This is a genomic window from Bacteroidales bacterium, from assembly GCA_013141385.1.
Taxonomy (GTDB): domain Bacteria; phylum Bacteroidota; class Bacteroidia; order Bacteroidales; family Tenuifilaceae; genus UBA8529.
This window is the reverse complement of record JABFRB010000023.1, coordinates 17,324-29,764: the sequence shown is the minus strand read 5'-3', so window position 1 is coordinate 29,764 and position 12,441 is coordinate 17,324. Positions and strand designations below refer to the sequence as shown.

Below are 12,441 nucleotides of genomic sequence, written 5' to 3'. Positions count from 1 at the left end.
CTTTAATATACGAAATGCTATGAAATTCAATAAATTTTCAGCTTTAATAGCCGTTCTCATCATAATCCTCACTTCATGTACCGACCTGCATGAAAACATTTTGGATGAACAGCTGGGTGGGGATCTTGTCAACAATCCAGATAATATTGAAGCATTGATCAATCCACCTTATGCTACTCTACGACATATTATCGAATGGTATGATTACTGGGGTCTTCAGCAAATTTCAACTGATGAAACTGCGTTTCCTACACGTGGATCAGACTGGTTTGACAACGGAGCTTGGCAACAACTGTACTTGCATACATGGACTCCCGATCATATCCGCTTATCAAATGTATGGGATGTACTTAGTCAGGGAATTTCTCGCTCCAATACCGCTATTTATTATATCAGTAAATTTGAACAAACCGCTACCACCGATCAGTACATTAACGAAGCTAGATTTCTTCGGGCATACTATATGTACCTGATGGTTGACCTGTTCGGACAGGTTCCTTATAGGGAAGCAAATGCACTCGATTTCTCTGCCACACCTGAAGTAAAAGATCGAAAAACAGCCACTGATTTTATCATTGCCGAGATTAAAGAAGTATTACCTAATCTTAAAAAACGCTCTGTGGTCACTTCCGAGCGCGTTACCGAGGGCGCTGCTAATGCTCTGCTAGCTAAAATTTACCTAAACTATCAAGTATACGGAGGAGAAGCAAAATGGGACGAAGCAATTCAATATTCCGATGCGGTCATTAATTCGAGTGAGTATACAGTTGCCAACGATTATTGGACCATGTTTCAGTACAATGTTGTAAATCATCCAGAGTTTATATTTACCGTTCCCATGAGCGATTTAGTAGATATGGGTAGTGGTAGTGTTTGGATTAATTTTACCCTTCACTATAATCAAGTATTCGGAACATATACAAGCTTTTGGAATGGTGGATGCACAACAGCTGATTTTATTAATACTTTTGATAAAATTAACGATACTCGCTTCTACGATGGAAGGATAAAAAGCACAACTGGGCTCAACCAAGGATTCTTAATTGGGCAGCAGTACGACATAAATGGTAATGCCCTTACAATTCGAAATGGAAATCCATTGATTTTTGTTCCTGAATTTAATCTGGGTAATGCGGTTGAAAACGAGGGTGTACGTGTAGTAAAATTTGCTCCAAACCCCAATACTCCAAGGCAATTCTCTTCTCCCAATGATGTTCCATTACTCCGCATTTCGGACATCTATCTTGTTCGTGCAGAAGCAAAATTCCGCAATGGCGATGAAACTGGAGCTCTAGATGATGTTAACTATATCAGAAGCAGACGTAGTGCCGCTGGAAAAACATTAGCAACATTGTCTAGCCTAACAGCAGATGATATTTACAAAGAGCGTGGTTTTGAATTGTACTGGGAAGGATTCCGTCGTCAGGATATGATACGTTTCGGTAAATTTAATGATGCACATCAGCAGAGACCAGTTACTACTGCGAATAAGGCATTATACCCGATTCCAACATCTGCGATAGATGTAAATAAAAAATTAACTCAAAATCCAGGATACTAAGAATTAGGCATTCTCCATTGTAGGAGAAATAAATAATTGGAATTCTAAGCATGCAAATGCTCTTAAAATTTTAGGTTCTCATAGAATGAGGTTTAGGAAAGCTGATTAAGTTCAGCTGGATCATATATCCGTGTTGTGCTAATGCATGGCACGGATATAATTATACCAAATAATATTATATAATGTCTATTGAGTATCATTACAAAACTCTGTCAGGGTTTTGAACCCTGACAAAGTTAAACTTAGAAATATGTATTATTTAATTTTAGACTTCATATAACATAATTCTCAAAACACAAATTACTGAATATCATTTACCTAAAGAGTTTTAATAAATAAGTTGAATGTTTTATAAGACACCTCACCCTAAATTTTACAGTTAAGCTTAAATAATTACGATGAAAAAGACAAACTATCTAATTTTATTATCAATTGTACTGATAATCGGCTTTTTATCTTGCAGTAACGAGCCAACCTCTAAAAACACAAAAACAACTGATAAGAAATGGTGGAAAGAAGCCGTTGTTTATCAGATTTACCCCCGCAGCTTTAAAGATAGCGATGGAGATGGTGTTGGCGATTTAAAAGGTATTATCTCCAAACTAGATTACATTAAAAGTTTGGGTATTGACGTAGTTTGGTTAAATCCAATTTTTGCCTCGCCAAACGATGATAATGGCTACGATATAAGCGATTATCAAGATATCATGAAAGAGTTTGGCACCATGCAAGATTTTGATACCATGCTGAAAGGAATGCACGAAAGAGGAATAAAACTTGTGCTTGATCTAGTTGTAAATCACAGCAGTGATGAGCACGAGTGGTTCAAACAATCCCGTAGTTCACGCACAAACCCTTACAGAAATTATTATCATTGGTGGCCCGAAGAAAAAGGGAAACCTGCCAAGCGCTATAGCTATTTTGATGTAAACAATGATGGATGGAAATATGACTCTCTTACCAAATCATACTACTTACACTATTTCTCCGTAAAGCAACCCGATTTAAACTGGGAAAACAAAGCCCTACGCGATGAGGTATTTAAGATGATGCGTTTTTGGTTCGATAAAGGGATTGATGGATTCCGCATGGATGTGATTCCATTCATTTCAAAAGACACAACCTTTCCTGAATTACCAGCAAAATATAATGACAACTATGTGGCATATTATGCCAATGGCCCGCATAACCATGAGTATTTGCAAGAAATGAACCGTGAGGTCTTAAGCAAATACAATATTATGTCAGTTGCAGAAGGAGCTGGAGCTTCTCTAAACACTGCAATGAATTTTGTAGATCCCGATCGTAACGAACTAAACATGTTGTACCATTTCGATGGAGCTTCATTAGGTTCTTTGCCAAATGAGTATAAAGCCCTTGATCCAAAAGGGTATAGCCTAATCGACTTTAAAACAATATATTCACGCTGGGATAGTATATTTGCCCAAAAAGGCTGGGGTACCATTTACCTTGGAAACCATGATTTGCCTAGAATGGTGACCCGATGGGGAAATGACAGCCTCGAATTCAGGGAACTTTCATCTAAAATGCTTACAACATTCCTTTTAACTATGCGTGCTACACCCTACTACTATTTTGGTGATGAACTGGGAATGACAAATATTAAATTTGACAAAATTGATGATTACCGAGATATTGAAACAATTAATATGTATAAGAATACGCTTGACAAAAAAGGTGATCTGAAAAAATTTCTCGAAAATCAAAAGCTTACGGCTAGAGATAATAGTCGTACCCCTTTTCAATGGGACAACTCCGCCAATGCAGGTTTTACAACAGGCAACCCTTGGTTAAAAGCAAACCCTAACTATCTGACTGTGAATGTTGCGGCACAGGAAAACGATCATAACTCTGTGCTTAACTATTTCCGAAAACTTATTAATTTGAGGAAAAAAGAGTTTACTCTTATTTATGGTAAATATACTCTGCTTGATAAGAATAATCCCGATATTTACACTTACACACGTGAATTTGAAGGTAAAAAAATGCTTATACTATTGAATTTCAGAGCCAAAAACGCTTCTGCGTCGATTGGTAATATTGATATGAGTAAAGCAAATCTTATTATTGATAATTATAATGCAGAAGGTGTTGAACCTTTGAATTTGCGTCCTTATGAAGCAAAAATTTACGAGATAAAATAAAACGGTTATTACAAATCAAAGCTTGACAGGTTATTATGACCTGTCAGGCTTATATAAATAGTTGCTATTAGAATAAGATTTAAACATTAACTAATTTTTGAATATGAACGCTAATATAAAAACAAAGTTTCTAGTCTGTATCATTCTTATTCTTTCATCCTATATGCAACTATATGCACAGCCAGATCCTTGGATAATTAAGACGGAAAAAATAGATCCATCTAATTATTATGGAATTACGGTAGCAAATGGCATGATTGGCATCGTTTCATCGCCTGAACCATTTAAAGTTAAAAATGTGGTTCTTGCTGGTACATACGATTTATATGGAAGGGGTCGTGTGAGCAATTTTTTAAATAGTTTCAATTTGCTGAACATGCGGATGGATGTTAATGGACGAGGTGTTGATGCAAAATCTATCAGCAATTTTAGGCAGGAGCTTGATATGCAATCCGCCGCTTTTACCTCAACTTTCGATTACGAAGATCAGGCAAGCATCAAATACACCTACTATTCACTTCGCCAATTACCTTTCACTGTTTTAATGGAGGTTACAGTAACTGCCAAGAAAGATATTACCTTCAACACAGCAAGCGTTATGGAAGCACCAGATGCATTGCGTGATGTACAAAATTATTATAACGAAATAGAACGCCCCCACGTAAATATAAGTCTCCTCACATCTACAGCAAAAAGTCCTACTGGAAAACTACAACTCTGCGCATCAACCTCTTTTATATTTACAGAACCTCATTTACATGAGCCTCGTGTAATTCACGAAATGTGGGATAATAACATGCATCTGATGAAATTCAGCAAAACCTTAAAAGCCGGTCAAACTTATGCTTTTTGTATTGTTGGCACCTCAATAACCTCTGCACATCATGAAGATCCGCTAAACGAAGCTGAACGATTGACCGTTTTTGCAAAACTAGAAGGGCGTGACAGATTAATTAGCTTTCATCAAAAAGCATGGGCAGATTTGTGGAAAAGCGACATTCAGATTGAGGGTGATGCTCAATCACAACAAGATATACATAGCATGTTATACCATCTGTATTCCTTTGCCCGTGAAGGTAGTTCTTTTGCACCATCACCAATGGGTTTGTCTGGGTTAGGCTACAATGGACATGTATTTTGGGACTCCGATTTATGGATGTTTCCAGTTTATTTAGTACTACATCCCGAAATTGCCAAATCCATTATTGAATATAGATTCGAAAGACTCAATGCAGCAAAACGCAATGCCTTTTCCCATGGATTTAAAGGAGCTATGTACCCTTGGGAAAGCGCAGGAACTGGCGTTGAAGAAACACCAGTATGGGCGCTATCTGGTCCTTTTGAACATCATATTACTGGCTGCGTGGCTTTAGCTGCATGGAATTACTATTGTGTAACTCAAGATAAAAACTGGCTAAAAGAGAAAGGTTGGCCGATACTTTCTGCAACAGCAGATTTTTGGGCAAGTCGTGTGGAGCACAATGAGTCAGGAAACTTTGACATTAAGAATGTTGTAGCGGCCGATGAATGGGCTGAAAATGTTGATAACAATGCCTTTACAAACGCAGCAGCTAAATTGAATTTGCAAAATGCAACAATTGCTGCCAAATTACTCGGATACACAGCTAATCCCGATTGGGATTTAGTAGCTCAGAAAATTCCAATACTAAAGTTTCCCGATGGAACAACAAAAGAACATGCCACTTACAAGGGAGAAGGAATTAAACAGGCTGATGTAAATTTATTAGCTTACCCCTTAAATGAAATTACAGATACAAATCAAATAAGAAAGGATTTAGAGTATTATAGTAAACGTGTGCCTGATGCTGGAACACCTGCTATGACACAAGCCATATTCGCTTTGCTTTACACAAGGCTAGGTGATAGTGAGAAAGCTTACAAGTGGTTCAAAGAGGCATTCGAACCAAATCTAAATCCCCCTTTTAGAGTTATTGCCGAAACAAAAGGAGGAACTAACCCTTATTTTGCAACTGGTGCTGGAGGGGTTTTACAATCTGTGCTTATGGGTTTTGGTGGATTGGACATTACTCCTGATGGAATTGTACAAAAAAAATCGGTACTACCAAAAAGATGGAAAAAACTAACAATTACTGGAGTTGGAATCTCTGCTAGAACATATTTCGTTACTAAATGAAGAATGAAGAAATATGCATATCCGTAATTATACCAATTATGTAAAACACACTCCCCTGTCATTCCGGGTGAAGTCCCGGAATCTAGTTAAGGAGATGGATTCCTGCATTCGCAGGAATGACAATTTGGATTATTTATTCTTCATTTGGTATTATTACGGACGTTCATATAAAAAATATCAAACAAGTTGAACTTTAAAAATATTATAATTATGAATCGCTTATTCTTAGTTGCTTTTATTGCCTTACTAAGCCTGTCTTCTAAATCACAGAATAGCAATCTAACACCCGACAAAATCTATGGTCAATTATTCAGGGATGTACAATTGAAGCAAGTTTTCCCCGATGGTAAAACCTTTGTAGATTGTGTTCCTGTTAAAAACCCCAAAGAAATTGTGAACAATTATCTTTCCATCCAAAAAGATGCAAATTCAAATTTCTCGTTGGCTCAATTTGTAAAGGAAAATTTCACAGAGCCAGTTAACCCACAAAGTAACTATCAATCCATTAAAACGGAATCCGTTGAATCGCATATAAAAAACCTTTGGCCCGTGCTCAAGCGCAATCCTGACCAATATATTGAGGGTAGCTCATTATTGCCCCTCCTCTATTCATATATTGTTCCTGGCGGAAGGTTCAGGGAGATTTATTACTGGGATAGCTATTTTACAATGCTTGGATTGCAGGAAAATGGGGAATGGGAGATTATTGAAAATATGATTAAAAATTTCTCTTTCCTAATTCAAACATACGGGCATATCCCAAATGGAAACCGAACCTACTATCTATCGCGCTCCCAGCCCCCTTTCTTTAGCATGATGATAGAATTGCTGGCGGAGAAAAAAGGCACTACTGTTTATGCAGATTATTTGCAGTCGTTACAAAAAGAATATGACTATTGGATGGATAAAACCGCAAATACAAAACATACCGTTACAATGCCCAATGGTTCAATATTAAACAGGTATTATGATGCTGATTCAATTCCGCGACAAGAGAGCTACCGACAAGATGAAGAATTGGCTCAACAGGAATCTCAAAAGGCAGAAGAGGGAGTACGAAGTGTTGTGTATTCGCATTTGTGCAAGAATTTACGCAGTGGTGCCGAAAGCGGTTGGGATTTCAGTAGTCGATGGTTTGCCGATGGCAAGAATATCAGTTCTATTCAAACTACCAATTTAGTTCCTGTTGATTTAAATGGGCTGATTTACCATTTAGAATTAACATTAGCTAAAGGTTATTTAGAAGCTGGCGACACTTTACAATCCAAAATATTTATGAATAAAGCTCATTTTCGGAAAGATGCCATAAACAAATATTGTTGGGATGAAAAGGAGAAGTGGTTTGTTGATTATAATATATCCACAAAAAAACAATCAAATGAATTAACAGCAGCGGGTATAGAACCATTGTTTTTTGGTATTGCATCAAATCAGCAAGCACTTGCCTTAACAGAAACCTTAAAGGAAAAATTCTTAAAAAACGGAGGAATAGCTACCACCCTGAAAAATACAGGACAACAATGGGATGCACCAAACGGTTGGGCTCCATTGCAGTGGATGGCAATTAAGGGTTTAGAGAATTACCAACAAAAAGAAACAGCAAAAGATATTGCTAAACGTTGGATTAAGCTAAATGTTAACGTTTACGAACGTACCGGCAAACTCATGGAAAAATACAATGTAGAGAATACAGCATTAGAAGCTGGAGGTGGAGAGTATTCTGGTCAGGATGGTTTTGGTTGGACAAATGGTGTGCTCGTAAAATTGATTTCAATATACGGCAAATAATGCCAAATTGATAATGAATTGTAATATGATTCCATTGTCATTCTGAGCGCAGCGAAGGATCTTCCCAATGTCATTCTGAGCGGAGCGAAGAATCTGTCATTTCGATTTAAGAACAAGGATCAACGATTTATGATATTTGATGTATACGTAATCAGCTTGTTTCCCGCAATCTTCTAAAATCTACATTCGTTAACCGAGCGTTTTTTGCGAGTTCACCGAAGGTAATCCTTGTTCGATATTCAATTTATTCGGAACTCTTAACCACCCAAAACTTACTCTCCCCCGGCCCCTCTCTCCCGGCAAGAGAGAGGGGAGTGAAGCAACCAGCAATCTCTCTAGATCACCACCTCCCCCTCTCTATCCGATAGATTATGAATTGAAAAAACAAACGCTTAATGAATGCTTAATGTTAATTCTAAGAATAGAGAGGGGGCTGGGGGGTGAGTCTTTTCCCAAAATTTTCCTACATTTGTTTCCACTCAACGGAAAAAACGCCCCATGAATATAACGCTCACCCGCAAGCAGCGCATAAAAATCCGATGCTCCGACGATGCCTTCAAAGTGATGAAGGAGATCCTCATGCGTGAGGATAAAATCGACCGCGATAAGGAGCACTTCTGGGTGATGGGTCTTGCCCAGAATTATAGAATATACGGGATTAACGAAAAAGGAGATAGAAAAGATAAAATTAGACTAACCCAGAACCATTTAATGGTTATTTGTTTTACTTACCTTTATGATAACAATTACTAAAAGGTACACAATACATTACGGGTTTATACATGTACCTTTAGTACATATATAAAATGTTATGCTCAATTAAATAACGCATGAAGTTCCAATTAAGTAGAAATTTTTATTATGTCCTATACTTTTGAAACATTAGATGACAAAGACCTTGAGGAACTTTCATGTGACCTCCTTCAAGAGGAACTAAAACTTAGTTTTGAAAGTTTTAAAAAAGGCAGAGACGGTGGTATTGATTTACGTTATTCAAGAGCAATAGATTCACCAAATACCATTGTCGTTCAAGTCAAACATTTCTACAATAGTGGATACCGTAAACTTTATAGCCATCTAAAAAATGAAGAGGTAAATAAAGTTAAAAATGACCTCAAGCCTGATAGGTATATTTTTGTTACATCCGCAGGACTGACGCCAAAGAATAAAAAAGCAATATTAGACTTATTTAATCCATATATAAAAACAACTAATGATATTTATGGACAAGATGAATTGAATAGTCTTCTGAGAAAATATAAGCATATAGAAGAACGTCATATTAAATTATACTTTTCAAGTATTACAATCCTTGAGAAAGTAATTAAGAATTCAATCACTGGTAGGTCTGAATTTGAATCACATAAAATAGGTAAAATTGCCAAACTATTTGTTCCACATAAAGAATATAATAAGGCAATTAATATTTTGAAAGAAGAACAACTATTAGTTGTTACTGGAGATCCTGGGATTGGAAAGACAATGTTGTCTAAATATTTAATTTTGACTTTTCTTAAAGACAATTTTGAGTTAATTTATATTCGAGAAAATATAAGTGAGGCAGAAGAATTGTTTTGCCCTGAGAAGAATCAAATATTCTATTTTGATGATTTTCTTGGTTCAAATTATTTAGAATTAAAACAACCTAAAAATCATGATAATGGATTAATTGAATTTGTAAAGAGAGTCAAAAATTACCCGAACAAATACATGATTATATGTAGTAGAACAACAATATTAAATAGGGCTAGAAAAGAATATCCAAAATTAGAAAACCCAGACATTGTATTTGCTCAACATCAAATAGATATTAAAAATTATTCTATTCTAGACAAAGCCAAAATCCTTTATAAGCATCTTTATTTTTCTGGACTTTCAACTGTTTATATCGATAAAATAGTTGAAAACAAGAACTATTGGTCAATTATAAAGCATGATAGTTACAATCCTCGAATTATAGAATACATAGCAGATTATAGAAGATTGCAAAATGTAAATACCGACGATTATATACCATACATTATAAATAAATTAGATAACCCAGAGGATGTTTGGAAAGATGCTTATAATAATGACATTGATGATTATAGCAGATTTTTATTATCGACATTGTTTACTTTAATTTTATATAATTATCGAGATGTTGATGAAAATGTTTTGATTGAAGCCTATGGTTACAGGCTTGATTTTGAAATTATAAACAATGGTTTTAAAAGACCAACAAATCCCTATAATAGTGCTTTAAACAACTTGTTAGGTGGATTTATAAATCGGACAGTAGAACAAGATACCCGAAGAATAACATGTAACTTTTTTAATCCCTCAATAATTGATTTTCTACTTAAATACATAAAAGAAAACAAGGATGAAAAATGGAGGATTTTAAATTCAATAATTTATTATGAGCAATTTGAACAGCGTTTTGGTTATACTGGACTTTTAAATAATTTATCATTTGGTTCAGAAGAGTATGATGAACTATTTAAATATTTAATAAAAATGGAAAAGAAGTTTATTGCGCTAAAGCAAATTTCAATTCCATTAGAATTAGCTTATCAACATTATTTATACTTCGGATTGCAAAGAGTAGAAGAAGTGCTTATTAGATTATATAAAAGTGTTGATTTTGAGGAAATTTCACCAAGTCAATTCTCAAATTTCAAGTGTTTAATAAGTGGTTTTGTTGAGGATGATACATCAAAAGAAGTAATCGAGCAAGATATTAAGAAGGTAGTTTTTAAATTGTTTGCTATCGCTCAATTTGAAGATGAATTTAATGAAATTCTAGAACTACTTGAAGAATATAACATGAATATAAATGTCTTCTTAGAAGACGAAGAATTCTTAAAACATATCTCGAAGTGCTTATTAGAATACATAAAGGAAAATTCAAAAGATTACATTGAAAGTGAAATCAACTATGGTAGTTTAAGAAATACGGATGAGCTTGATTCAAAACTAGATGATGTAGTAGGTTCGCTTGTGTCTTTCATTGATAAATTTGGCATTGAAATAGAAGATGAATTTATTGACAGAAGTCATTATTATCAAGAATATGAGGATTATTGGAGTTATCAAGATGATTATGAACCAAATTACTCAGGTAAATCTAAAATTGAAGAAGAGAAAGATTTTGAGAGATTAGTAGATGAATTGTTTGAAAAATAACTGAGCATAACAATGTATAAAAATAATAGCCGGTTCAGTGGTAAAATCAAGGGTTGTAGCCCGCTTCAACTTTTGTGTAACTTGACAGGGATGAAGCCCTCCCGCTCGGCATAGATTAGCGAAGCGTATCTACGTCGTAATTAAATGGAGCTCTCCAGACCGCACCAATTCAAAACAAAAAAAACTGCCTACACAGAATTCATTATACTAATAATATTCAACCACTCCGTGATTGTTTTTTATCTCATACTATATCCCGCAATGCATACGGGGCTATTCACCTTCAATTACTTCGGGATTATATGGCTGAAACCTTTCATTAAGCTGAGGCTATAAGAACTGAAAGAAAAATGATTGGGTTGGACAGTCGGCTATGCCCAGCTGTTCTATTTTTAGTGGGTTGAAAGAAAATAATCATTTACACATCTTAGTGGACTCTATCTTGGACACTCTCTTCCAAAACTCATTCTGACGAATATAGAGTTTCAAAAAGTTTTTCCGGTTCTCATGGAGGGGTTCGCCGATAGAAAAAAATAAATTTTTGCCTCGGCGAAGGGGTTCGTCGACAGAAAAAAAAAGTTTTTGCCTCGGCGAAGGGGTTCGCGGACACAAAAACAAAAGTTTTTGTCTCGGCGTAGGGGTTCGCCGACACAAAAACAAAAGTTTTTGCCTCGACGAAGGGGTACGGGAACACAAAAACAAAAGTTTTTGCCTTGGCGTAGGGGTACGGGAACACAAAAACAAAAGTTTTTGCCTTCACGTAGGGGTACGGGGGTATCAAAACAGAAATTTTAGCACCTGATTAACAGCGATTTGCAAAAAAAATCAAACCCTATTGCAAAACCACAATCGTAAATTGCGTTGTGGTAAAATGGTTTTGCATATCAATAATCGCAATTTGCGATAACCTAATTGTGTTTGGTAAGTTTAATATCTTTTCACCTTCTCCCTTTCGTTATAGATTGCTTTCAGCGAACTCGCAAAGCTTGTCCCGATGCTATTTATCGGGATAGCTCAGGGTTTTTTATTTTTTAGTACTTTTTTATCAAGAAAAAAATACAGAAATAATCCCTTCAATCCTCTATATTCTATTAGGTTTTGCCTGCACAATACTCAAATAACACCCCGCATTATTTAAAAATATTTTAAAAATAACTAAACATTTAGTTGCACAACTAATGTTTTAGTTGTATATTTGTACTATCAAATTTGTAGAATACTATTATGAAAGATTTAACTAAAGCGGAAGAACAGATAATGCACATTCTCTGGAATATCGAAAAGGGATTTGTGAATGATATTATGGAAAACCTTCCTGAACCAAAACCGGCATACAATACGGTATCGACCATTGTTCGCATTTTGGAAAAGAAAGGATTTGTTGACCATAATGCTTACGGAAAAACCCATGAATACTACCCTTTAGTATCGAAAGATAAGTATACAAAAAGCTTTATGAAAGGGTTTGTGGAGAATTACTTCTCCAATTCATACCAAAACATGGTTTCGTTCTTCTCTAAGAATGAGAATCTATCGACAAAGGAGATTGAAGATATTATTAAAATTCTGCAGGAGCAGGTTGATTCTAAAAAGAAATAGTAAAA

At 35.5% G+C, this 12,441-nt stretch carries 7 protein-coding genes; all 7 read left to right on the top strand.

Going from position 1 to position 12,441, the window contains the following annotated elements; all coding sequences use genetic code 11:
- Positions 1-19 precede the first annotated feature (19 nt).
- Entirely contained in the window at positions 20-1,561 is a 1,542-nt protein-coding gene (locus HOO91_14700; GenBank protein ID NOU18801.1) for a RagB/SusD family nutrient uptake outer membrane protein, read from the top strand.
- A 398-nt stretch (positions 1,562-1,959) separates the two neighbouring features.
- Positions 1,960-3,726, top strand: coding sequence for an alpha-glucosidase (locus tag HOO91_14695; protein ID NOU18800.1), 1,767 nt, complete (start codon positions 1,960-1,962; stop codon positions 3,724-3,726).
- Between the two features lie 103 nt (positions 3,727-3,829).
- Positions 3,830-5,881, top strand: a complete 2,052-nt coding sequence (locus tag HOO91_14690) for a glycoside hydrolase family 65 protein (protein NOU18799.1) — start codon at positions 3,830-3,832, stop codon at positions 5,879-5,881.
- Positions 5,882-6,091: 210 nt separating this feature from the next.
- The gene (treF, locus tag HOO91_14685; GenBank protein ID NOU18798.1) at positions 6,092-7,669 is read left to right on the top strand and encodes an alpha,alpha-trehalase TreF; all 1,578 of its coding nucleotides are present in this window, start codon (positions 6,092-6,094) and stop codon (positions 7,667-7,669) included.
- 498 nt (positions 7,670-8,167) lie between these two features.
- Positions 8,168-8,422, top strand: coding sequence for a hypothetical protein (locus HOO91_14680; protein ID NOU18797.1), 255 nt, complete (start codon positions 8,168-8,170; stop codon positions 8,420-8,422).
- 108 nt (positions 8,423-8,530) lie between these two features.
- Positions 8,531-10,837 (top strand): hypothetical protein, encoded by a 2,307-nt coding sequence (locus tag HOO91_14675; GenBank protein NOU18796.1) that lies wholly within the window; start codon positions 8,531-8,533, stop codon positions 10,835-10,837.
- A 1,224-nt stretch (positions 10,838-12,061) separates the two neighbouring features.
- Positions 12,062-12,436, top strand: a complete 375-nt coding sequence (locus tag HOO91_14670) for a BlaI/MecI/CopY family transcriptional regulator (protein ID NOU18795.1) — start codon at positions 12,062-12,064, stop codon at positions 12,434-12,436.
- The last annotated feature ends 5 nt before the right edge of the window (positions 12,437-12,441 follow it).

Excerpts from the sequence above, each read along its gene's own strand:
- HOO91_14700 (NOU18801.1), top strand. The coding sequence starts at position 20 with ATGAAATTCAATAAATTTTCAGCTTTAATAGCCGTTCTCATCATAATC.
- HOO91_14695 (NOU18800.1), top strand. The coding sequence starts at position 1,960 with ATGAAAAAGACAAACTATCTAATTTTATTATCAATTGTACTGATAATC.
- HOO91_14690 (NOU18799.1), top strand. The coding sequence starts at position 3,830 with ATGAACGCTAATATAAAAACAAAGTTTCTAGTCTGTATCATTCTTATT.
- treF (NOU18798.1), top strand. The coding sequence starts at position 6,092 with ATGAATCGCTTATTCTTAGTTGCTTTTATTGCCTTACTAAGCCTGTCT.
- HOO91_14680 (NOU18797.1), top strand. The coding sequence starts at position 8,168 with ATGAATATAACGCTCACCCGCAAGCAGCGCATAAAAATCCGATGCTCC.
- HOO91_14675 (NOU18796.1), top strand. The coding sequence starts at position 8,531 with ATGTCCTATACTTTTGAAACATTAGATGACAAAGACCTTGAGGAACTT.
- HOO91_14670 (NOU18795.1), top strand. The coding sequence starts at position 12,062 with ATGAAAGATTTAACTAAAGCGGAAGAACAGATAATGCACATTCTCTGG.